We start from the raw sequence: 22,157 nt of genomic DNA, 5'->3' as shown, positions 1-22,157 counted from the left end.
AGCCGGCACTGCTTTTCCACCTTCGGATAGGTGGGTGTTGTGAAACAACTAGGGGAAACCCTCCGAGTCGGGTATACACATACTTGGTTTTATATAGTACCGAACTGTCAATCAATGACTTATTTGCTGTAGAGTCAGGAAGTATAGCGTAAACGTTCCTTTTCGCTACCGTCTTTCAATAGCCTTAAGGGACGTGTAAGACTAGCGGTTTTTCGCTGCTCTTACGGCGCATGAGCACCTTATCACCAACAACCTAGCTGGTAAAACCTCGACTGGAGGGTTTTCCCTAGTTGTTTCACAACACCCTATTTTCTGTCCCCAAGGGGGCCAGCCAGGAAACTATGACCGCCCTGCTGTCCTTGTTTTCGAAGATAGAAGCTGCCTGCCCCATTCTGTCCTCACGTAGAGGCGGGCAAACGCGTCCTGGGGCAGCAGCACGGCCCCGTAAATGGCGGAGGTGCCGCGCTGCTCGGCCGTGAGCCAATAGTCCACAATCTACTGGCTTTCCTCCGGGGTGAAGGGGGCCATCAGGCGCTGGTCGCTGAAAAGCTTGTGCCAGCACCGCAGGCGCTGGCCCGTGTGGGTGAGGAAGGCCTGGAGATAGTCTAGCTTGCGGGGGCCGGGCTCGTAGATGATATGAGCGTAACCATCGGGGTGTTCCAAGACTCGTCCCACGGGGTTGTTGAAGTAAAGCCGGGAGGCATGCGCAGGCATGAGCAGCAGCAGGTAATTAAGCAGGAGGCCAAAGGTAGGCAGGAGCGTGGTGGGATTTAGCCTACCCGCGCGCAGAAAATACAGGCGAGGCAATGGCACCACTCACCGCCGTTGACGTAGGAGCTGTTTAGGAATTACGCTTGAACGTCATGCTGATTGATTTCGACGACTTCCTAAACAGATCCGTATCCTATTCGTATCCTATACGGAGAGCATCAAGAAGTGTGGGGCAGTGGTGGTCAACCCGCCTCTTGGGTTAACTTGGAAAGCCGTACTTGTTGGTAAAAGCACTGACCCAATCAGCAGTTCCTCCCCCTCCTGCCTTTGATACTGACCGATTGCCCCACACTTGTTGATGCTCTCCAACTTTACACCTAATGACTGATAAGCACTCTCAAGACTATCTCGTCGCGGTGCTGACCTTGCACTTACCCGAACGCGGGCAGGTGTGGCTGCGCACGCAGCTGGAAAACCCTCTTCCTGAGAAGGCGCTGTACCTGGCGTTCAGCCTGGTGCCGCGGTTCACGGGCAAGCACCCGCTGCCGCTCACCGGAAGTCAGCTGCAGGAAGCCGGGCAACTCCGGCTGGGCTTCAACCCCGAAGGCTGGACCGCCGACCAGGCCACGCGCACCTTGCTGCTGCTGCGCGTGGCCCATCAGAGTCCGGCCGAGTATTCGGCCGTAATAAACCGCCTGTTTAAAACCGCCGATTTAAACGAACTGGCGGCGCTGTACGCCGCTTTGCCGCTCTTGCCCTACCCCGAAACGCACGTGCTGCGGGCGGCCGAGGGGGTGCGCACCACCATGACCAGCGTGTTCGACGCCATTGCCCTTGGCAACCCCTACCCGTACGACTACCTGCCCCAGGAGGCCTGGAACCAGCTGGTGCTCAAGGCGGTATTCAACGCCCGGCCCTTGTACCGGATTTACGGCCTGGACCAGCGGCGCAACGAGCCGCTGGCGCATATGCTCCTCGACTACGCGCACGAGCGCTGGGCCGCCGGCCGCACCCTGACCCCGGAAGTGTGGCGCCTGGTGGGGCCCTACCTCACGGCCGACTCGCTGCCGGACGTGCGGCGGCTGCTGCACAGCGACGACGCGCTGCAGGTGCAGGCCGGCACGCTGGCCCTCGCCGAGAGCCGCCTGCCCGCCGCCCTTGCTTTACTGAGCGAGGCATCGGGCACACAGGTAGTTGGGCAGGAGCGGGCCGCTCGCTGGGAGCGCATCGGGGCGCAAGCCTACGGGTAGGACGCTGAACCTCCTCCCCCTTATTTCACGTATACCAATCGCCGTGCCCGCGTTGCTGCCGGCTTTGCTTCACCCTTACGCTCCTTTATGCGCTACATCGACCCGCACGTGCACATGACCTCCCGCACAACGGATGACTACGAAGCCATGCGCCAGGCCGGCGTCGTGGCCATCATCGAACCGGCGTTCTGGATGGGCCAGCCCCGCACCCAGGTGGGCACGTTCCAGGACTATTATAGCCATCTTATTGGCTTCGAGCGCTTTCGGGCCAGCCAGTTTGGCATCAAGCATTACTGCACCATTGGCCTGAACTCGAAGGAAGCTAATAACGAAGCCTTGGCCGAAGAAGTCATGGAGCTGCTGCCGCTGTTCGTGAGCAAGGAAGGCGTGGTGGGCGTGGGCGAGATTGGCTACGACGACCAGACCGCCGCCGAGGACAAGTACTACCGCCTGCAGCTGGAGCTGGCCAAGGAAGTAAACCTGCCGGTGCAGATTCATACGCCCCACCGCGACAAGAAAAAGGGTACGCTCCGCAGCATGGAAGTAGCGCTGGAGCACGGCCTCGACCCGGGCATGGTCATCGTCGACCACAACAACGAGGAAACCGTGCAGGATGTGCTGGACCGGGGCTTCTGGGCCGCTTTCACTATCTACCCGCACACCAAGATGGGTAACGAGCGCATGGTTGAAGTAGTGAAGCACTACGGCCCGGAGCGCATTTTTATCAACAGCGCCGCCGACTGGGGTATCAGCGACCCGTTGGCGGTGCCCAAAACCGCCCAGCTCATGCTCGAGCGCGGCTTGCCGCTGGACACGGTGGAGCGGGTAACTTACCGGAATGCCCTCGCCGCCTTCGGCCAAAGCGGGCAGATGCCGGAAACTGACTGGCTCACGGCCGCGGCCATCGACCAAAGCATGAAATTTTCCGGTAACTCCATCCTACGCGGCGGCCAGACCCCGAAGGTGGAGGCGGCCGATACCCGAATTATTCGCTAAGGCCCCTTACCACTTGTTATGAGCCGATTGTTTGCGCATCTGGTGCTGATGCGGCCCGCTAACATCGTCACGGCGGTGGCCGATATCCTGCTGGGCTTTGCCGCTTCGGGCTCGGTGCTGCTGCTGGGCGATGGCCCCGTCACGGTGGCCCATCCGCAGCTGCGGGTGCTGGCCTGGCTGGTCGTCGCTACCGTGGGGCTATACGGCGGCGGGGTGGTGTTCAACGACGTATTCGACGCCGAGCTGGACCGGATAGAGCGCCCCGAGCGCCCCATTCCGAGCGGTGCCGCCAGCCGGGCCAGCGCCAGCGTCCTGGGCACGCTGCTGCTGCTGGGGGGCATTGGCGCGGCGTTTCAGGTGTCGCGTACCAGCGGGCTGATTGCGGCGGCCATTGCGGTGCTGGCCCTGGCGTACGACGCGGTGGGCAAGCACCACGCCGTGCTGGGCCCCCTGAACATGGGCGCCTGCCGCGGGGGCAACCTGCTGCTGGGGCTGAGCGCGGTGCCCGCCGCCGTGTCGCAGCTCTGGTACCTGGCCCTGATTCCCGTCGTCTACATCGCGGCCATCACTGCTATTAGCCGGGGCGAGGTGCACGGGGGCGACAAACGAATTCTGCTGGGCTCGGTGGGCCTGTACGGCCTGGTCATCGGGGCCATTCTGGTGCTCACGCGCCTGCCGCAGGTCCGCCTGTGGCCGGCAGTGCCCTTTCTGGCCCTGTTCAGCTACCTCATTTTCCCGCCCCTGCTCAAGGCCATCGGGTCGTTGCAGCCGCTGCACGTGCGCCGGGCCGTCAAAGCCGGGGTAATGGCCCTGATTCTGCTGGACGCCACCGTGGCGGCCGGCTTTGCGGGGTGGGCGTACGGGCTGGGGGTGCTGGCCTTGTTTCCGCTCTCGCGCTGGCTGGCGGGGCACTTTGCCGTCACGTAGCCGCGCGGCCGGCTCCACGCTCAAGGGCGGCACCACCCGGTGCTGCCGCGCCGGTTTACCCGCCGGCTGGCTGCCCCAACCGGGGCAACTGCTTTCACCGCCATTCCGCTATTACATGTCCCTTCCTTCGCTTCAGCAGCAGTTTCAGGTTTCTTTTTCCTATCCCGTTCACTTCACCGAAGGCTTGTTTGAGGTGAGCAACCCGCTGCTGCGCGACGTGCTGGCGCAGGACGGCGGCCGCGCGCCCCGCAAGGTGTTCTTTGCGCTGGACAGCGGCGTGGCCGAGCAACACCCCCACCTTACCTCGCAGATAGTCCGCTATGTAGAGGCCCACGCCGACGTTTTGCAGCTCAGCGGGCCCGTTGCCCTTATCCCGGGCGGCGAGCAGTGCAAAAACCAGCCGGCCCTGGTGCAGCAGCTGCTCGAAGCCGTGGATGCCCACCACATCGACCGGCACTCCTACCTGGCGGCCATTGGCGGCGGCGCCGTGCTCGACATGGTGGGCTACGCCGCCTCGGTGGCGCACCGGGGCGTCCGGCACCTGCGCATCCCCACCACGGTGCTCTCGCAGAACGACTCGGGCATTGGGGTTAAAAACAGCGTCAATGCCTTCGGCAAGAAGAACTTCCTGGGCAACTTCGCGCCGCCCTACGCCGTTTTCAACGACTTTGCTTTCCTGCGCACCCTGGAAGACCGCGACTGGCGCGGCGGCATAGCCGAGGCCCTGAAGGTGAGTTTGATAAAGGACGCCGCGTTCTTCCGGTTTATGCAGGCCCACGCCGCCGCCCTGGCCGCCCGCGAGCTGCCGCTCATGCAACAGCTGATTCACCGCTGCGCCGAGCTGCACCTAGAGCACATTGCCGGGGGCGACGCTTTCGAGCAAGGCTCTTCCCGCCCCCTAGATTTTGGCCACTGGTCGGCGCATAAGCTCGAGCAGCTGAGCCACTACCGCATCCGACACGGCGAAGCCGTCGCCATCGGCATTGCCCTAGACTCGGTGTATTCGCACCTGCAAGGCCGCCTCACGGTCGCCGAGCTGGCCGAAATTATCGCTGTCCTGGAAACGCTGGGCTTTGAGTTGTACGCCCCGGAAATGGTCGAGCACCTGACTGATGCCGGGCATCCGCAGAGCCTATTGCACGGGCTACAGGAGTTCCGCGAGCACTTGGGCGGACAGCTGACCATTATGCTGCTCGACGGGATTGGCACGGGGGTGGAAGTGCACGAAATCGACGATAAGCTCATGGTGGAAGCCGTTCACCAGTTGCAGCGCTACTCACGGGGCGTGCGCCCGTCCGCGCCGCTGTAGCCAAGCTCATTTTTACTTCCTAACGACGTAGCAAAATGATTGTCGGCCCGGGCTTGCACCTCATGTACTGCACCAATATTCATCCCGGGGAAACCTGGGCTGCCGTGTTTGCCAGCCTGCAAACCCACGTGTTGCCCATCAAAGCGCGGCTTTCGCCGGATGCGCCCTTCGCCATTGGTCTGCGGCTCTCGGATGTAGCCAGCCGCGAGTTGGAAAAGGCGGGCCAATTGGCCGAATTCAAGGCCTGGCTCGACCGCCACGAGCTGTACGTGCCGCTCATCAACGGCTTTCCTTACGGCAGCTTCCACCGGGAGGTCGTGAAAGATGACGTGCATCGTCCCGACTGGACCACCCCGGAGCGCCTGGCCTATACCGCGCGGCTGGCCCGGCTGCTGGCGGCCCTGCTCCCCCAACACCTGGAGGGTGGTATCTCCACCTCGCCGCTTTCTTACAAGCCCTGGTTGGCCGGCCGGCCAGCCCACCCCGTGTTGCAGCGCAGCACGCAGCACCTGGCCGAGCTGGTGGCGGAGCTGGTGGAGCTGCGCCAGGCAACCGGCCGGCTTATTCACCTCGACATCGAGCCCGAGCCCGACGGTTTGCTAGAGACCTCGGCCGAGTTCGTGGCGTACTACACGATGTACCTGCTGCCACAGGTGGGCTCCCATTTGGAACATCGACTGGGCTTAACTCCGCAGGCAGCGGCGCAGGCCGTGCGCGACCATGTGCAGCTGTGCTATGACGTGTGCCACTTCGCCTTGACGTACGAAGAACCGGCCGCCGTGCTGGCGAACCTTGAGGCCGCCGGCATCGGCGTGGGCCGGATGCAAATCAGCGCCGCCCTGAAAGCCGACCTGCCGGCCCGCCCCGCGGAGCGGCAGACCCTGGCTGAGGAATTTGCGGCGTTCGCCGAATCCACTTACCTGCATCAGGTCGTCGCCCGCAACGAGGACGGCAGCCTGACCCATTACCCGGATTTACCAGCGGCCCTGCCCCATATTGCCGACGAGCAGGTGCGGGAATGGCGCTCCCACTTTCACGTCCCGGTGTTTCTGGCCCGCTACCAGCGGCTACAGTCCACGCAGGCTGAAATCGAGCAGGTGCTGCACCTGCTCGCCACGCGGCCCTTTACCCGCTACTTGGAAGTGGAAACCTACACGTGGGAAGTGCTCCCCGAGGCAATTAAGCAGGACCTGGGCACTTCCATCGAGCGGGAGCTTCGCTGGGTGCAAAGCCAACTCCAGCCGCTACTGGAAGCCGTGAGGCCGTGAAGCCAGCCCCGTATACCAGCACCATACCGCATGAAAACCGTCATGGGGCACCTCATAAAGCGGCCCCGAATAGCAAACCCCTATGAAAAAAACTGTCGTCATTGATGTGGTGGGCCTGACGCCAAACGCTATTGGAGCAAACACGCCCTTTCTCCAGCAGTGGTCCCAAAGCGCCAGGATGGCTTCGGTGGGGCACGTACTACCAGCCGTAACCTGCTCCGTACAGGCCACTTACCTCACCGGTAAATGGCCCACGGAGCACGGCATCGTAGCCAATGGCTGGTACTTCCGCGATGAATGCGAGCCGCGGCTGTGGCGGCAATCAAATAAGCTGGTCGAAGCCCCCAAGATTTGGGAGGTGGCCAAGGCCGAAGACCCCACGTTCACTTGCGCCAACATCTGCTGGTGGTACGCCATGTACAGCACCGCTGATTATGCTGTCACGCCGCGCCCGCAGTACCTGTCGGACGGCCGCAAGCTGCCCGACTGCTACACGTACCCCCTGGAGCTCCGCGGGCAGCTGGAAGCCAAGCTGGGCACGTTTCCGCTGTTCGATTTCTGGGGCCCGCGCACCAGCATCAAGTCCAGCCAGTGGATTGCCCAGGCCGCCATTGAAACCGACAAGCGCCACGATCCCACCCTGACGCTAGTGTATCTGCCCCACCTGGACTACAACGCCCAGCGCTACGGCCCCGCCGACGCCCGGGTAGCCGCCGACCTGCGCGAAATCGACACTGTATGCCGCGACCTGGCCACTTATTTTGAGGGCCGGGGGGCGCAGGTGATTTTTCTGTCCGAGTACGGCATTGCGCCCGTCTCGCGGCCCATCCACCTAAACCGGGTGCTGCGCGAGCACGGGTACCTTTCCATCCGCGAAGAGCGGGGCCTGGAGCTGCTCGACGCCGGCACCTGCCAGGCTTTCGCCTTGGCTGACCACCAGGTAGCCCACATCTATGTCAACGATGCGACGAAAATCGAGGCCGTGCGAAGCCTGCTGGCCCAGGTGCCGGGGGTTGAAAAGATAATTGGTCCCGAGGAGAAAGCCGCTTACCACCTGGACCACCCACGGGCCGGCGAGCTGATTGCGGTAGCGGAAAAAGACGCGTGGTTTACCTATTACTACTGGCTCGATGACGCGAAGGCCCCGGACTTTGCCCGGATTGTCGACATCCACCGCAAGCCCGGCTATGACCCCGTGGAGATGTTTGCCGACCCCACCATCAAGTTCCTGATGCCCAAAGTAGGTCTGAAGCTGCTGCGCAAGAAGCTGGGGTTCCGGATGCTGATGGACATCATTCCCCTGGACGCCACGCTGGTAGGGGGCTCGCACGGCCGGCCGCCCGCTACTCCCGGCGAAGGCCCACTGCTCATGAGCCGAAGGGCGAACCTGCTGCCCGGGGATGCCATCGACGCCCCCGCCGTCTTTGACGTTATTCTCGCGCATTTGCGTGGTTAAAAGGAAGCGACCGGCATTAAGTGCTGATGGGACCTGCCGTAAACCAAGCAAAATGCTCCGGCAATGGTTTCTCCGTTTTTGGGGCAGTTAAATAGAAAATATTCGGCATTTCTTTCCTGTTTTCAACCAGTTCCAATGGCTGTCTCGTACTAAAAATCAGCTGATTCCTCACTTAAACCCAACACCATGAGCACAGAAGAAGAACCAAAACGTGGTCCTATTGCCTCGGCCATGGCGGGCTCGGTCAGCGTCGGCATCAACATGCTGAGCGAAAAGTTTACCGAGCTAACCCACGACGCCGACAGCAAAAAGCTGACGGCGTCCGCTAACTTTCCCATGGTGCGGCTGCCGGAAGGCTATGAAATTGAAAAGATAGCAGCGGGCCTTACCTACCCTACCTCCGTTGCCTGGGACGACCAGGGCAACCTGTACGTGGCCGAAGCGGGCGGCACCTTCCTGGCGGAGGAAGGCGCCTCGGCCCGAATACTGCGCGTAGGAGCCAACGGTACGACCACGGAAGTGGTTAATCTGGATGGCCGGATTTACCCGGCCATCTCCGGCATGACCTGGCACGAAGGCGCCTTCTACATTACGCACCGGGACCAGGAATTGAATGGGGCGGTGTCCCGGGTGACCCTGAACGGGGAGGTAACCCAGATACTCGGCGGCATCGTCGACAGCAAGTCGGACCACCAGCCCAACGACCTGCGCATGGGCCGCGACGGCCGCATGTACGTCTGCGTGGGCATCGCCGGCAACTCCGGGTTTATGGACGAAAACATGATTCCGTTTGTGCTCAAAGCCCCCGACGGACGTCCTACCGCGGCGCAGGACATTGTTCTGAAAGGCGTTAACATTGAATTGCCGGACTTTCGCGAAGGCGGCAAAGGAACGGTTCTGACCGGGGCATTCGTGCCCTTTGGCACCGCGACCGAGCCGGGCCAGGTCATCAAAGGCAGCAACAAATGTGGCGGCTCCATCCTGGTGTTTGACCCGAACAATGCCGAGGCGACGGTACGGCCCTATGCCTGGGGCTTCCGCAATGCCATCGGCATTGCCTGGAACCAGAAAAATGAGCTGTTTATCGCGGTAAACGGGTACGATAATGCCGCCGGCCGCCCCATTAACGACTACCACGACGGCACCTACCGGGTGAAAGAAGGCGCCTGGTACGGCTGGCCGGATTTCGCGGCTAATTTCAGCCCCGTGACCGATGCGAAATTCAAGCCCAGCAGCTCCGCTATTCCGCCTACTTATATCGGCACAAAACGAGTCGCCAAGGAGCTGCACTTTTTGATTGACCACGAAGCCAGCGGCCTGCAACAGCCCGACACCTCTCTGATTCTGGGCTTGCACGAAGTGAATTCCTCGCCTTCGAAACCCGATGTAGCGCCGGAGTCCTGGGGAGCGTATGCGGACCAGCTGTTTGTTCCCGAGTACGGGGATTTCCAATGGATTACCAACCCCCTGCGGGACAAGTTTTCCGGGAGCCGCATCACCCGGATAGAGACCAGCGGCAGCGGGGAAAACACCGTCCACGCCTTTGTTCAGAACGAAAAATCCGGTCCGGCTTCGCAGCAGGGCCAACTGGGCGAGGGGATTGAAAGACCGTACGATGTGAAGTTCGGCCCGGACGGCGCCATGTACATCGTTGATTTCGGCTCGAACCGGACCAGCCTGAAGCGCATCGCGGACGGGCATTTCCCGATTGAGTTTGATAAGGAGTCCGGGATGGTCTGGAGAGTGACCAAAGTAAAATAAGCACTCGAATAAACAGCAGGCCTGACTTTCGTCAGCCCTGCTGTTTATCTATAAACGCCTTTCCGCTAAGTGGTTTAGGCAAATAAACCGTGAATCTAAAAATGCCCCAATATGGCTTCTGTCATTTCCCCTTTACTCGCTGCATCCGTGAATCAACCTGCTGTAAACTGGCAGGAGGCGCTGTCGGATATCATTTCAGCCTTTGGCTGTACGACCGGTACGCTTCACTTTCTGGATAAAAGCACCGGCCTCCTGAAGCTGCAGGCCCACCAGGGCCTGCCCGCCTTTTTACTCCCTAAAATGTCGGAGATTCCCCTCGGAAAAGGCATGGCCGGCATTGCCGCCGAACGCCGCCAACCGGTGGAAATGTGTAACCTGCAGACAGATGATTCCGGCGTAGCGCGGCCCGCGGCGAAGGACACCAAGGTAGAAGGCTCCATTGCGGTGCCTCTGCTGCTGGAAGGAGAGTTGTATGGCACATTGGGTATCGCAAAGCCTGTTCCGTATGATTTTACGGAGAAAGAAGTTGCTGACCTGATGGGCATTGGGGCAGAAATAAGTCATTTCATTCGCTCCAACTCAGTCCAGCTTTGAACGAAGAACCCCTAAAAGCCCCGGGCGGCCAGGAAGTTAAGCCAGGGCAAAAGAAAGGCACAATCCCACTGTAACCTATTTATCTTCGACTTAGTATAGCCCTGACACCGGGTTCCCTCCCTCCCTTTTACGGCTTTCTTTTTTATGGTGATTTCGACCCTTGCGCGTCGGGTGGGCCTGCCCGTGGTCCTGGCTTGCGCTGCCGCGCTTTCGGGCTGCTACAAGCTGCGCGGCCACTACGGCGGACCCCAAAGCTTCGAGCCCGTGCCCCGTGCTGTGAGTGTTGCCGACGTAGCGGTGCCCGCCGGCTACCGCGTCGAAGCCGTGGCTCAGGGCCTGACGTATCCGACCGGCGTGGCCTTCGACGCCCAGGGCCGTCCCTACGTGCTGGAGGCGGGCTACTCCTACGGCGAGGTGTGGACCGCCCCGCGCCTGTTGCGCCTCGAAGCCGGCGGCACCCTGAAAGAAGTGTACGTGGGGGGCAAAAACGGCCCCTGGACCGGCCTGGTTTTCCACGACGGCGCCTTTTTCATCTCCGAAGGCGGCACCCTGGAAGGCGGCCGCATCCTGCGCGTCACACCCGAAGGCCAGATGAGCGTGCTGGTGGACAAGCTGCCCAGCTTCGGCGACCACCACACCAACGGCCCGGCCATCGGCACCGACGGCTACCTGTACTTCGGCCAGGGTTCGGCCACCAACGCGGGCGTCGTGGGCCCCGATAACGCCGACTTCGGCTGGCTAACCCGCAACGCCAAGTTTCACGACGTGCCCTGCGAGGACATTACCCTGACCGGCGAAAACTACACGTCCGACAACCCGCTCACCGAAGCCAAAGACGACAAGGTGACCACCGGCGCCTACTCCGCGTTCGGCACGCCCACCACCAAGGGCCAGGTCATCAAAGGCCAGCTGCCGTGCACCGGCGCCGTTATGCGGGTGCCGCTGCGGGGTGGGCCGCCCGAGCTGGTGGCTTCGGGCCTGCGCAACCCCTTCGGGCTGGCCTTTGCGCCCGATGGCCGCCTCTTCACCACCGAAAACGCCTACGACAGCCGCGGCAGCCGTAGCCCCTTCGGCGCCGGCGACGTATTGTGGGAGGTGAAGCCCGGCGGCTGGTATGGCTTTCCCGACTTCTCGGCGGGCCAAGCCCTTAACCTGCCCGATTTTGGGGGGCCGGGACACGGACCGGCGTTTGTGCTGGCCAACCACAAACCCATTCCGGTAAAGCCCGCCGCCATTCTCGGGGTGCATTCCTCGTCCAACGGCTTCGACTTTTCGCGCAGCGCGGCCTTCGGGCACGTGGGCGAGGCCTTTATCGCGCAATTCGGGGACCAAGCACCGGAAACCGGCCGGGTGTACGGGCCGGTGGGCTACAAAGTGGTGCGCGCCAACGTGCAGACCGGCGTCATCGAAGATTTTGTAGTGAACCGGGGCCGCGTGAATGGGCCCGCCTCCGAAATCGGCAAAGCCGGGCTGGAGCGGCCCGTGGCCGCGCGTTTCGACCCGAGTGGTCAGGCGCTCTACGTGGTCGATTTCGGCCAGATGCCCATGACGGAGCAGGGCCCCGCGCCCAAAAAGCAGACCGGGGTGTTGTGGCGCATCACCAAGGAATAAGTGCGAAGCAGCCGGGAGTTACAGCCTCACCTTTTATTAATCGGAACGATGATGAACACAACTCGAATCCGGCTGCTGCTCGCGGCTTTGGTGTACCTGGGCGCCGCCGCCTGCTCCACTGCCCGCCGCAGCGAGCCCTTCGCCGCACAACCGCTGAACCTGAGCAACCCCGCAATCGCGCGGGGTCAACTGGTCTTTATGGCCAACTGCCAGCGGTGCCATCCCAACGGCGAAGCGGGGGCCGGCATGCCGCTTAACAACGTGCACCTGCCCGGCCTGGCCCTGCGCTTCAAAATCCGCGACCGTGCCTTTCTGGCTGGCCTGGGCCGCATGCCCTCCTTCAAGAAAACGGAAATCTCCCGGGCTGAACTCAACGACCTGCTGGCTTACATGAAGGCCAAGCGCCGCCTGAAGCCCGACCCGGCCCTCACGCAGGGCCCCGTGCGCGACCCGAGCCACCCTTAGGCGGGCCCAAACACGTCGGGGCGGGCGTAGTGGCCGGTGACGTCGAGGGTAAGCTGCTCTTCGGGAATCCGGGCCAGGTCGATTTCGGCGGTCAGGATAGTTTCCACGTCGTACACCGGACCCGCCAAAATGGCCCCGTCGGGCCCGATAATGACGCTGCCCCCGCTCAATACCACCGCGTCGGGGTTGCCCCGCAGCTCGCCGGCCGGCTCCAGCTCGGCGGGCAGGTCGCGCAAATCAACAAGCCCAAGGGCATCGCGGGCGGCTGGCTTCCCCGGTGGTGTGCGGGTGGATGCGTCGGTCACCCCGTCCTAGTGGCGAGGCCACCACTGGGCCAGCAGAACGACTTAATAAAAAAGCGTAGAAAAGTCATGCCTTCCTCGCTTTTAGGAATAAGCAGCTGGTCTAAGAGTAGTCTTCTTATCTCCTCTAATCCCCATAATGATGAAAAAAATACTGCTGCTGGCTGGACTATTCCTGCTCGCCGCTGCTCAGCCCCCGCCCCTGACGGGCCCGGAGCTGGTGCAGAAGTCCATTGCTTACCACGACCCGCAAGGCAAGTGGCCCACGCTGCGGACGCGGCTGTTTTTCCAGTCGACCACGGCCGCCGGCAAGGCCAGCACCTTCGAGGTGGAACTGGACAACGCCACGGGCTACTTCTGCCACATCAGCCACCCCGGGGGGCGCGAAGTCGTCAAGGGCGTGGTCAACGGGCAGGAAGTTTTCCTGCTCGACGGCCAGCCGAACCCCAGCGACGAGGACCGGAAGAAATTTCGCCTGGCGGCCGGGGCCGCGCAGGGGGCGCGCAATTTCTACACTTACCTCTACGGCCTGCCCATGAAGCTGCGCGACACCGGCACGCGGGTGGCCGAAGAGGTGCCCATGCAACCGCTGCTCGGCAAGACCTATCCTGCCGTGCAGGTCAGCTACGACCCGGCCGTGGGCCAAGACACCTGGTCCTTCTACCTCGACCCGCGCACCTACGCGCTGCAGGCGTACCGCTTTTACCAGCACAAAGAGCCCAACGACGGCGAATACGTGCTGCTCAACCAGGTGCTGAGCGTGGAGGGCATCCAGCTGCCCAAAGAGCGCAAGTGGTATCTCAACAAAGACGAGTCCTTTCTGGCCACCGACCTGCTACTCAAAGCCGAGCCCTTAACCACCCGCCGGCTGCAGACGACTGAGCCAGCCGGGGCAACAAAAAAATAGGAAAAAGCTCGCCCTATGGACTTGAAAAACAAGAAAGTACTGATTACCGGCGGCAGTGCCGGCATCGGCAAAGCCATCCTGGCCGAGCTGGAGTACCGCGGCGTACGAGACATTGCCGTGATGGGCCGCCGAAAAGAGCCGCTCGCCGCGCTGGCTGCCGAATTCCCCGCCGTCAACTTCCGGCTGCTTACCGGCGACGTGGGCCGGGCCGCCGACCTGGACCGGGCCGTGGCCACCGTGACCGAGGCCTGGGGCGGGCTGGACATCCTCATCAACAACGCCGGGGTGGTGAGCGCCGGCCTGCTCACGGAAGCAAGCGACGAGGACGTCATCAACCAGATAAATATTAACCTGACCGGCCTGATACTGTTGACCAAAAAGTGCCTGCCCCTGCTGCAGCAAAGCAAGGAAGGCGCTATCATGAACATCTCCTCCGGCTACGGCTACATCGCCATGCCCTTCTACAGCGTGTACGCCGCCACCAAAGCGGCGGTGAGCCAGTTTTCGGACGCCATGCGCCGGGAGCTGGCCTAGTACCCGCTGCACGTGATGACGGTCTACCCGTCCGCCACCGACACGGACATGATGAAAACGGCCGTGGTGCTTAACATGGACTCGGCTAAGGACGTGGCCCGGGCCGCCGTGGAGGGCTTGCTCAACGGGGAAATCAACGTCATTCTAGGCGGCGCGGAGCGAGCAGAGCAGATTAAAACCAATTTTCTGGAGCCCAGGAAAATCGATGCGTTCGCCCAAGCCAACTTTGAGTCCCTGCGCGAACGCACGCAAACCCACCGCTCCATGTAGGTGCGGTGGCTGGTCCCAAAAAAGCCAGAATTCGGCGGGGCCAGCCCGGCCAGCCCGCTGGTAAATTGGCACCGCTAGCGAGGCAACCCAAGGGCCTAGCGTAAGACTGAAGCGCATAGCGTGTAAAACTGCCCTTTTGGAAGAAAAACCCCCAGCCCCATAGCTTCGAAAAGGGTACATCTGCTGGCACTTGCGCTTACCTCACCGCTGCCCGGTGGGCCCAAACACGTCGGGGCGGGCGTAGTGGCCGGTGACGTCGAGGGTAAGCTGCTCTTCGGGAATCCGGGCCAGGTCGATTTCGGCGGTCAGGATAGTTTCCACGTCGTACACCGGACCCGCCAAAATGGCCCCGTCGGGCCCGATAATGACGCTGCCCCCGCTCAATACCACCGCGTCGGGGTTGCCCCGCAGCTCGCCGGCCGGCTCCAACTCGGCGGGCAGGTCGCGGGCGTGCATAATGGCCCCGCAGGCGATGACGAAGCAGCGGCCTTCAAAAGCGTAGTGGCGGCTGGCCACCAGGTTCATTTCTTTTACCTGCGGCCAGGCAGCAATGTGGATGTCTTCGCCGGAGGTGTGCAGCACATGGCGGGCCTGTGGCATCCAATGCTCCCAGCATATGAGGCCGCCCACGCGCCCGGCTGGTGTATCGACAGCCTGCAGGCTGCGCCCGTCACCCTGGCCCCAGATCAGCCGCTCGGTATTAGGTGGGCATGAGCTTGCGGTGGTGGTTCAGCAGCGTGCCATCGGGGCCGAAGGTAAGCATGCTGTTGTAGAGCGTGCCGCGACCAGGGCCCGCGAGCACCCGCTCGTGCACACTGATGTTGAGCACCACGCCTTGGGCACGGGCGGCCGCCGCCAGCGCCTCGGTTTCCGGGCCGGGCACCACCACGCTGTTTTCTACCAGGCGGCGGTACACCTGCTTGACCGGGGCCGAGTCCCACAGGTTGACGTCCCGGCAGCAGTCGAGCCAGGCCGGATAGCCCGGTAGCCACGTTTCGGGAAACACCACCACCTGCGCCCCTGTAGCCGCGGCCTGGCCGATAAGCGTTTCGGCCTTGGCCAACGAGGCCGCCAAATTCAGGTAAACAGGCGCTGCTTGCACTGCCGCGACGGTAACACGCATACGTTCAATAAAAGCCTAATAAGAGAAAGTTGGCCCATGCCTTTGCAAAGACATGGGCCAAGAACAAAGACTAGAGTACTACTCAGCGTAGTACGGCCGTCGCTAATTGCGGCCGGCCATTACCCCACCGTCTACATCCCAGACCGCCCCCGTTACCCAGGCGGCTTGTTCGGACAGCAAAAAACAAATGGTCTGGGCCACGTCGGCGCTCTGGCCCACGCGCCCGATAGGGTGAAAGGCGTTGAAGCCTTGCAGCGCCGTGTGCACCTCGGCGGGGGCAATAAAGGATTCGTAAATCGGCGTTTCCACCACGGCCGGCGAGACGGCGTTGACGCGGATGTTGTAGGGCCCAAGCTCCATGGCCAGGTGCTGGGTGAGGGCGTGGAGCCCGGCCTTGGCCATGGAATAGGCCGACGAGGGCGTGGCCAGTACCGCTTGCTGAGCCCACATGGAGCCCACGTTGACAATGGCGCCGCGGCGCGCCTGCATCATGGGCCGCACCACGGCCTGGGTGAGCAGAAAGGTGGCCCGGTTGAGTTCCTGATAGGTGTCGTAATCGGCCTCGGTGTGCTCCCAGAAGGGCTTGGGCGTGAACACGCCGGCCGCGTTCACCAGCAGGTCCAGGGCGGGCTCGGCGGCCAACTCTGCGGCGAAGCGCTGCACTTGGCTGCGGTCGTGCAGGTTTAGTTGCCGGGCCGTGACGGCACCGTGGGACTGCAGCTCCTGCGCGGCGGCCGCGAGTTTGTCCGCACGGTTGCCGACGATGCGCACGACGGCTCCGGCCTGCGCTAGCTGCTGCGCCACAGCGCGGCCGATGCCGCTGCTGCCTCCAATTATTAAAGCCGATTTACCGGCGAAGGTGTTTGCCATTTTAGGTAGGTAATTAAGTGACTGCTTTATAAAAGTAAGCCAACTGACAATCAGCGGAAAGTACGCAGAAGCTACGGACTATGTCCGAACTTTGCGTCACTGCTGAGTAGTAGGCGCTTAGCGCGCCAGCTCATCGCGGCCGTCCTAGCCACCATCAACTCCCTCTCCTGAAAGCTATGAAATACGACCTGCTTGGGGCCACCAACGAGACCTGCCCCACCCGCTACCTGCTCGCGCGGCTGGAGGGAAAATGGAAAACACTCATCCTCTACCACCTGCTCAACGGCACGCAGCGGCCGGGCGAACTGGAGCGGCGCATCGGCGGCGTGTCGCGGCAGGTGCTCACCCAGCAACTAAAGGAATTGGAAGCCGACGGCCTGGTTCAGAAAACGGTATTTGCGGAAGTGCCGCCACGCGTGGAATACACCCTGAGCGACTTCGGCCGGAGCCTGGAGCCCGTGCTCGACCAACTCTACGCGTTGGGCCGGCACTATGTTCAACACGTGCGTCCCCGCCCCGGTCCTGACCAACCCTATTGCCGCAAACTGGTACCAACCGCCGAGGAAGTGCTTTTCGGACCAGCAGCCGGATAAGCCGCCGCCTTTTGGGAGGCGCGCCGGAGTAGCTCCTGCTTCCTCCGCAGCATCGCTCCGCAGCCCTGGGGCCGGCTGACTTCGTCGGACCGGTAGCGGGCAGCACCGAGCGAGGGGAGGTCCGCCATCAGAATGCCGCCGGGCTTCCCGGCACCCACCGGCCGCGCACGATGGCACACGAACCGGGCGTCGTAACAGGCAGGGATAGCGCTTGTCTGGGGCGCCGATGGCAACCTGAACGTGCAGGTGAGCAACCTGCCCGCCGGCACCCAAGTGGCCACGGTGTAGCTGGCCCTAACCGAAACCGGCCTTTCGTCGCAGGTGGGCCGGGGCGAAAACTCGGGGCGCCTGTTGCGCCACGCCGCCGTGGTGCGGGCCCTGCGCCCGCTCGGCGCGGTAGCTGCCGACGGCACTTTTTCGGCCACCGCCCCGCTCAACCTCAGCGCCGCCTGGAAAACTAATAATCTGAAGGCGGTGGTGCTGGTGCAGGAAACGGGCTCGCGCCATATCGTGGGCGTTGCCGCCCTGCCATTGGGTAGCCCCACGCAGAACTAAGTCCCGCTGCTACGAAAAAACTGGCCTGCGCGCTGTTAGCCGGCCTTGCGGAAGCCTTTCACCGTCTCTGCCGTCGTCACGGTCTCGGTGGCGAGGAAGGCCTCGGTTAAAAGTTTGGTCCAAATGTTAATTGGCGAGCTTGTCAGTTGCCTCACTACCCCAGGACTAAGGTACTAACACGCTAAAAGCCAACAATTTAGCGTCATCAGGTGCCCCCTTTCGGAATCAACGTACAGCTGTTGCGTCGCGGCAGGCGGGTAAATTGTACATGGATGGCTGAACAAGGTATCCGTACCAGATGGGCCTGTTTTCCATCCGATGTGCCCAGTACTAGGTGGTCGACAGAGTTGTACAGAAATAGGGTCGTGGCTATTGCAGAACATTTGGATGCGCTCCCCTTTAGGCAACAGTGCGCCTTGACTCGTCCCAAATAGCTCATGTATCCGCCTTTCTGGCGCTCAGGCGCGGGCCTTCCGGGTTCGGAATTCGCTAGGTGGGGGTTCTGCAACAGCCACGGTCGTTTTACTGTACAAATAGCCCTGATAACCCCTGAATGCAAGATTTTGGTGTGTAGCTGCCACTGTTGGCAGCAACTCGCTTAACTTCTGTACCAAACTTTTAACTGAGGCCTGCCTTGTGGGCTGTTCGGACCTCGTTTAACGGTTTTCGCGTGCAAGATGTGTTTTGCGTGCCGCAAAACTCCCCACGGTAAGGCGATGAGGTGGCATCTTGTCACCTTGTAACAATGTAGAATCTGCTCTACCCCGTACAGTTAGGGGGTGCTTTATGCCTGAAAAAACCTATCAACATAAACGCGTCGCAGACTCTTATAACAGGGATAAAATACAAAAATGCCAGTGGTAACATACGATGTCACCACTGGCATTTTTTCAAGACCCCGCTTATAACTCAGATTATGTTATTCGGTTTTCCCTCGAAACCAGTCAGAACCACAGATACACCCTTAACCCTGAAAAATATCAGGAGCGCTTACCGGAAAATAAACATTACCTCCGGCATGTGCCCTACATAGTCTACCAGATTAAGATTGGGCGACTGGTCTATCAGTAAACCCCAAATGGGGTGTTTGTTTACCGCTTTGTTACTTTCCAGATGACGCCCGTGCCGGGGACGTACTCATAGGGTTCACGGTTATTATCCTTTCGGGCCGGATTGATTTTAACGACGCCGTAATCGACAATGTACATGGCGCCATCGGGGCCAAATTGTACATCGAAAGGCCGCTCCAAACCTGCTCCCACGGGGCCCTGCTTGGAAGCCGGTCCTGGCTGGCGGTTAGCCAGGAATGGCTCCACCTGCTTGGTGGCCGGATTGATGCGCACAATGCGATAGCCCACCGGCCGTAGGTCCGTCGGGTCGGTCGGTGGAGTCAAATCACCCCACTCGGCTACGAACAGATGACCAGCAAATGCCCCCCAGGAAGCAGGCGCTACGTCAATCATGGACGGCGACGAGTGAAACGGGTGTAGGCCCGCTACCAATGCGCGGTCCGGTGGCGTTAACCCGCTGGCCGCGTGATTGATGACAAAACCTAGCTTTTTACCCTGAGAAACATTATTGATAAAAGCCGTCGCCTGTAGACTAGCAGGCGGGTTGAACTTATCCATCGTGAGCGGTTCCAAAGCCGCCGAAAAGTCTGGAAAGCCATACCAGGTGCCTTTAACCACCTTGTAGGTGGCATCGTACTCATCCTTAACGGGCCGCGGACCGCGCACGTCATAGCCATTGACGGCGGTGTACATCTGACCGGTAGCGTCCCAGGTCAGGCCGATGACGTTGCGCATACCCGACGCATGAGTTTGCAGGGTTGCTTCGGCATTCATGGGATCAAACGAAACAATGGCTCCGCCGGGCTTATTCGTGCCCGCAATGCGCTGTCCCGGCGTAGTGGCCACGCCAAACGGAACATAGGCTCCGGTCATCACCGAATCAGTCAGGTTGTCCTTCGTCCGAAAATCGGCCACTTTGAAATTTCGGCCCGTTAGTACCAAGTCTTGAGCTGAGGTGGTCCGCAGATTGGGGCTGCGCGAAATAAAGGGAGCTAAATCCATGCCCGGCACCGCCGAGTTGGCCGCCGGTCCGGTCGCTAAATACATCCGCCCATCGGGGCCCATCCGCAAATCGTTGAGCGGGTGTTCAGCCTGGCTGTCTAAGAAACCACCCAGAATCTGGTTGACACTACCGCCATCGGCCGATACACGTGACACGGCTCCCATTAGGTCGGCACTCCGGTGACTGATGTAAAACGCGCCGTTGTGAAAAGCCAGCCCCACGACGGGGGCAACGACTCCTTTTGCGGTTAGATTGACTACTTCAGTGAGCTTACCGGATCCAACGCGCAGGATACGAGCGGGCTGAGGTTCGGGCAGAAATCCACCCCCTGCTTCAACCACGTGGAGTTTTCCCTGAGCGTCCCAGGCCAGTGAGGTAGGGAAGTTAAGCCCATCAACTACCTTTTCGAGTCGGTAACCATCCGGCACTTGGGTAGTCGGGAAGCTAACGGTCCCCTCCTTTGTGTCCTTGCAGCTACCCAGCAACAAGGCACAGAGTCCGGAGAACAAGGGAAGATACAGCCCTGACCTGACCCAGCGCCGGCCAGCGGGCAGGGCTAGTAAGTGGCGGTTGTGCATGGCGGTTGTTTTCATGAGCTTGGGGGTTTGGTGACGAATAACAGTCTATGACTAAGGGAGTACGCGCTCTGCTTCATTAAGTTTAATTAAATTTTTGGGGTTGGCAAGGAGCGGGAACGCGCCTGGGCCAAGCAGGATCTCAGCGCCTGCTATTAGTTATAAGCAAGGCGGCACAGGCTGAATAAACAGAAGACTGCTCCGCCCAGCGCCGGTACCTGGCCATAGTCGCGGCTCGGGCGCTGGGCTAGATCAGCCGCGTGATAGAGTGCCTCGCAGGTCGGTGGTTAGGAACCGGCAGACAAAATTTGGGTGCTCTTAAACAAATAGGGGAAAACCTTCGGGTCCGTTGTTGAATAGTACGGTCGCTTCTGATAAGGTGCACATACTGCTTAATAGGACTGAAAACGGGGAATCTTGTACGTCCCTCAAGACTAGCGAAATCCATCAGCGAAAACGAACGCTAAGCCTATAGATTTGCCCTAATTCTAGGCAATACATTGTCAGCCAGAGCACTAATTACAACAATTAGGTGGCTGTGCGGCCGGGTCGGAGGTTTTCCCCTATTTGTTTAACAACACCCAGGGTTCGGTTGAAAGTGACCGAAACCGGCCCGCTAACCGATGCGGCCCGGGCATTGGCTGCCGAGCTGGTGCTGGTGATGGTTGGCTGCGCCCCCACCGGGTGGGATAGTAGCAGGGGCCCGGCCAGCAGCAAGTAGGCAAGTGGGGCGGACCTAGCCCGCGCGGGCCACCCGCCGGATGGGGCGGTGTAAGGGTTTTCCATAAGCAAAAAAGGGGACCAGTCGGGTGAATGCCTCGGGTCCGCTTCCTGACTAGGAAAGCCTGCTGTATCTCCTTAAGTATAAGCGGAAGAAAGGGTAAAGCTACTCGCAAAATCCCAATAATGGTATTATGACCAGACGTTTTTGTCTGCTGCTTAGGTGATCAAGTCTATCGTGCTCAGGCTGAGGGAAAAGCAGCCGCTGACGAGTAGGGCCGCTTGGGCCGACGTAAGGGGAAGGACTAGCCACTACTACCTGCCCGACGTTCGGGCTTTTCGCCTCAACAAGTACGGCATGCCCTCGTACAGCCAGCTTAACGCCTCCCTCAGCTACCCCTTTCGCGGTTGGGCGAAAGGGCTGCGGGGCCAGCTGCTCTACCTCTACAAAGCCTCCCTGGGTGACACTTACGGCGAGGCCCGCTACGTGGTAAACAAGGTAGACATGCACCAGCTGAACCTGATAGTGAACTATGATTTCTAACCCCTCTAACTGCCTGCCGATGAACTCCCTGTCCCGCTTGCTCACCGCCGCCGCCCTGTGGGCCACCATGGGCACAGCCCAGGCGCAGACCACACCTGCTGCTACGCCTCCGGCGGCCCCGCCGGCTCCCGCAGTTGCTCTGACGCCGCCCAACGCGGCCGTGGCGGCGAAGGCGGCCACTTTTCAGGGCGCACCGGCTACCAAAAAGCAATATCGGGCCGTGTACCAACTAGATAGTAACGACCCCAAGCTCATCAACCAGACCCTGCGCAACATGCAAAACGCTCTGAAGGACCCGGCGCCTGAAAGGCAAGCTCGAGCTGGAGCTAGTGGTGTTCAGCGGCGGCACGGTGGTGTTCAAAAAAGACCAGCCCTACGAGGCCGACGTGCTGGCCCTGCAACAGGCGGGCGTTATTCTGGCCCAGTGCGAAAACTCGATGAAGGCCCATAAGCTGACCAAGGACGACATGCTGCCTTATATCTCCTTCGTGCCCACCGGCAACGGCGAGCTGATTATCCGGCAGGCCGAGGGCTGGGCGCTGGTGCATCCGTAGGCTGTTTCGTTCTGGCGTCAACCTCACCCCCTGACCCCCTCTCCAAAAAAAAGGGTGCACCGGAAATGCTCCTGTTAGAATTTCAGTTGACAAAAACAGCCCGAACCATTGCGGCGGGTCCTTTTAGTTTAGAATATGCGCCGAACTGGTGCCCCTTCTCTTTTGGAGAGGGGGTCAGGGGGTGAGGTT

Annotated in this window: 24 protein-coding genes; 18 read left to right on the top strand and 6 right to left on the bottom strand. The window is 61.0% G+C overall.

Annotation, left to right across the window (positions count from 1 at the left end; all coding sequences use genetic code 11):
• Positions 1 to 495: 495 nt before the first annotated feature.
• Positions 496 to 816 carry a hypothetical protein gene (locus B9A24_RS17570; protein ID WP_084447310.1) on the bottom strand — a complete coding sequence of 107 codons (321 nt, stop codon included), beginning with the start codon at positions 814 to 816 and terminating at the stop codon, positions 496 to 498.
• A 275-nt stretch (positions 817 to 1,091) separates the two neighbouring features.
• Here B9A24_RS17570 and B9A24_RS17565 point away from each other — a divergent pair, with 275 nt between their 5' ends.
• The 10 genes from B9A24_RS17565 to B9A24_RS17520 all read left to right on the top strand — a co-directional run bounded on the left by B9A24_RS17565 (position 1,092) and on the right by B9A24_RS17520 (position 12,348).
• Entirely contained in the window at positions 1,092 to 1,961 is an 870-nt protein-coding gene (locus tag B9A24_RS17565) for an EboA domain-containing protein (protein WP_084447309.1), read from the top strand.
• A gap of 87 nt (positions 1,962 to 2,048) precedes the next feature.
• A complete protein-coding gene (locus B9A24_RS17560; protein ID WP_084447308.1) occupies positions 2,049 to 2,957 on the top strand; it encodes a TatD family hydrolase in 909 nt (302 codons plus the stop codon).
• An 18-nt stretch (positions 2,958 to 2,975) separates the two neighbouring features.
• Positions 2,976 to 3,884 carry a UbiA-like protein EboC gene (gene eboC / locus B9A24_RS17555; protein WP_084447307.1) on the top strand — a complete coding sequence of 303 codons (909 nt, stop codon included), beginning with the start codon at positions 2,976 to 2,978 and terminating at the stop codon, positions 3,882 to 3,884.
• Between the two features lie 115 nt (positions 3,885 to 3,999).
• Entirely contained in the window at positions 4,000 to 5,193 is a 1,194-nt protein-coding gene (locus B9A24_RS17550; protein ID WP_084447326.1) for a 3-dehydroquinate synthase, read from the top strand.
• A gap of 35 nt (positions 5,194 to 5,228) precedes the next feature.
• A complete protein-coding gene (gene eboE, locus B9A24_RS17545; protein WP_084447306.1) occupies positions 5,229 to 6,461 on the top strand; it encodes a metabolite traffic protein EboE in 1,233 nt (410 codons plus the stop codon).
• A gap of 82 nt (positions 6,462 to 6,543) precedes the next feature.
• A complete protein-coding gene (locus tag B9A24_RS17540; protein WP_084447305.1) occupies positions 6,544 to 7,917 on the top strand; it encodes an alkaline phosphatase family protein in 1,374 nt (457 codons plus the stop codon).
• 186 nt (positions 7,918 to 8,103) lie between these two features.
• Positions 8,104 to 9,678, top strand: coding sequence for a PQQ-dependent sugar dehydrogenase (locus B9A24_RS17535; protein ID WP_084447304.1), 1,575 nt, complete (start codon positions 8,104 to 8,106; stop codon positions 9,676 to 9,678).
• Between the two features lie 147 nt (positions 9,679 to 9,825).
• The gene (locus B9A24_RS17530; protein WP_234997460.1) at positions 9,826 to 10,272 is read left to right on the top strand and encodes a GAF domain-containing protein; all 447 of its coding nucleotides are present in this window, start codon (positions 9,826 to 9,828) and stop codon (positions 10,270 to 10,272) included.
• Between the two features lie 144 nt (positions 10,273 to 10,416).
• A complete protein-coding gene (locus B9A24_RS17525; RefSeq protein WP_084447302.1) occupies positions 10,417 to 11,883 on the top strand; it encodes a PQQ-dependent sugar dehydrogenase in 1,467 nt (488 codons plus the stop codon).
• 48 nt (positions 11,884 to 11,931) lie between these two features.
• Positions 11,932 to 12,348, top strand: a complete 417-nt coding sequence (locus B9A24_RS17520; protein WP_234997458.1) for a c-type cytochrome — start codon at positions 11,932 to 11,934, stop codon at positions 12,346 to 12,348.
• Here B9A24_RS17520 and B9A24_RS17515 read toward each other — a convergent pair.
• Positions 12,345 to 12,653 (bottom strand): nitrilase-related carbon-nitrogen hydrolase, encoded by a 309-nt coding sequence (locus B9A24_RS17515; RefSeq protein ID WP_084447301.1) that lies wholly within the window; start codon positions 12,651 to 12,653, stop codon positions 12,345 to 12,347. The genes B9A24_RS17520 and B9A24_RS17515 overlap by 4 nt on opposite strands.
• A 136-nt stretch (positions 12,654 to 12,789) precedes the next feature.
• Between B9A24_RS17515 and B9A24_RS17510 the strand changes: the two genes are divergently transcribed.
• From B9A24_RS17510 to B9A24_RS22425, 3 genes are read left to right on the top strand one after another with little or no spacing between them, the layout of a single operon-like run.
• Entirely contained in the window at positions 12,790 to 13,557 is a 768-nt protein-coding gene (locus tag B9A24_RS17510) for a DUF6503 family protein (RefSeq protein WP_159452093.1), read from the top strand.
• Between the two features lie 15 nt (positions 13,558 to 13,572).
• Positions 13,573 to 14,091 carry an SDR family NAD(P)-dependent oxidoreductase gene (locus tag B9A24_RS17505; RefSeq protein WP_200813958.1) on the top strand — a complete coding sequence of 173 codons (519 nt, stop codon included), beginning with the start codon at positions 13,573 to 13,575 and terminating at the stop codon, positions 14,089 to 14,091.
• Positions 14,092 to 14,103: 12 nt separating this feature from the next.
• Positions 14,104 to 14,361 (top strand): SDR family oxidoreductase, encoded by a 258-nt coding sequence (locus B9A24_RS22425; RefSeq protein ID WP_200813957.1) that lies wholly within the window; start codon positions 14,104 to 14,106, stop codon positions 14,359 to 14,361.
• Between the two features lie 201 nt (positions 14,362 to 14,562).
• On the opposite strand, the gene B9A24_RS23005 is transcribed toward B9A24_RS22425, so the two are convergent.
• From B9A24_RS23005 to B9A24_RS17495, 3 genes are all read right to left on the bottom strand, one after another.
• Positions 14,563 to 15,021: a nitrilase-related carbon-nitrogen hydrolase gene (locus B9A24_RS23005; RefSeq protein ID WP_262490608.1), complete on the bottom strand. Its 459-nt coding sequence runs from the start codon at positions 15,019 to 15,021 to the stop codon at positions 14,563 to 14,565.
• 40 nt (positions 15,022 to 15,061) lie between these two features.
• Entirely contained in the window at positions 15,062 to 15,484 is a 423-nt protein-coding gene (locus tag B9A24_RS23000) for a nitrilase-related carbon-nitrogen hydrolase (protein ID WP_200813956.1), read from the bottom strand.
• Between the two features lie 102 nt (positions 15,485 to 15,586).
• Complete coding sequence (locus B9A24_RS17495; RefSeq protein WP_084447299.1) at positions 15,587 to 16,354, bottom strand: SDR family NAD(P)-dependent oxidoreductase; 768 nt, start codon at positions 16,352 to 16,354, stop codon at positions 15,587 to 15,589.
• Between the two features lie 176 nt (positions 16,355 to 16,530).
• Here B9A24_RS17495 and B9A24_RS17490 point away from each other — a divergent pair, with 176 nt between their 5' ends.
• Together B9A24_RS17490 and B9A24_RS17485 are read left to right on the top strand one after the other, a co-directional pair.
• The gene (locus tag B9A24_RS17490; RefSeq protein WP_084447298.1) at positions 16,531 to 16,947 is read left to right on the top strand and encodes a winged helix-turn-helix transcriptional regulator; all 417 of its coding nucleotides are present in this window, start codon (positions 16,531 to 16,533) and stop codon (positions 16,945 to 16,947) included.
• Between the two features lie 288 nt (positions 16,948 to 17,235).
• Positions 17,236 to 17,502 (top strand): DUF1223 domain-containing protein, encoded by a 267-nt coding sequence (locus tag B9A24_RS17485; protein ID WP_143435012.1) that lies wholly within the window; start codon positions 17,236 to 17,238, stop codon positions 17,500 to 17,502.
• 1,091 nt (positions 17,503 to 18,593) lie between these two features.
• Here B9A24_RS17485 and B9A24_RS17480 read toward each other — a convergent pair.
• Positions 18,594 to 20,168, bottom strand: a complete 1,575-nt coding sequence (locus B9A24_RS17480) for a PQQ-dependent sugar dehydrogenase (RefSeq protein WP_143435011.1) — start codon at positions 20,166 to 20,168, stop codon at positions 18,594 to 18,596.
• Between the two features lie 574 nt (positions 20,169 to 20,742).
• Between B9A24_RS17480 and B9A24_RS22995 the strand changes: the two genes are divergently transcribed.
• The 3 genes from B9A24_RS22995 to B9A24_RS21765 all read left to right on the top strand — a co-directional run bounded on the left by B9A24_RS22995 (position 20,743) and on the right by B9A24_RS21765 (position 21,968).
• Positions 20,743 to 20,871, top strand: coding sequence for a hypothetical protein (locus B9A24_RS22995; RefSeq protein ID WP_262490606.1), 129 nt, complete (start codon positions 20,743 to 20,745; stop codon positions 20,869 to 20,871).
• A gap of 222 nt (positions 20,872 to 21,093) precedes the next feature.
• Positions 21,094 to 21,414, top strand: coding sequence for a hypothetical protein (locus B9A24_RS17475; RefSeq protein ID WP_084447295.1), 321 nt, complete (start codon positions 21,094 to 21,096; stop codon positions 21,412 to 21,414).
• 329 nt (positions 21,415 to 21,743) lie between these two features.
• The gene (locus B9A24_RS21765) at positions 21,744 to 21,968 is read left to right on the top strand and encodes a DsrE family protein (RefSeq protein WP_159452092.1); all 225 of its coding nucleotides are present in this window, start codon (positions 21,744 to 21,746) and stop codon (positions 21,966 to 21,968) included.
• Positions 21,969 to 22,157 lie beyond the last annotated feature (189 nt).

This window comes from Hymenobacter roseosalivarius DSM 11622, from assembly GCF_900176135.1.
GTDB classification, from domain to species: Bacteria; Bacteroidota; Bacteroidia; order Cytophagales; family Hymenobacteraceae; genus Hymenobacter; species Hymenobacter roseosalivarius.
This window is presented reverse-complemented; position numbering and strand designations above follow the sequence as displayed.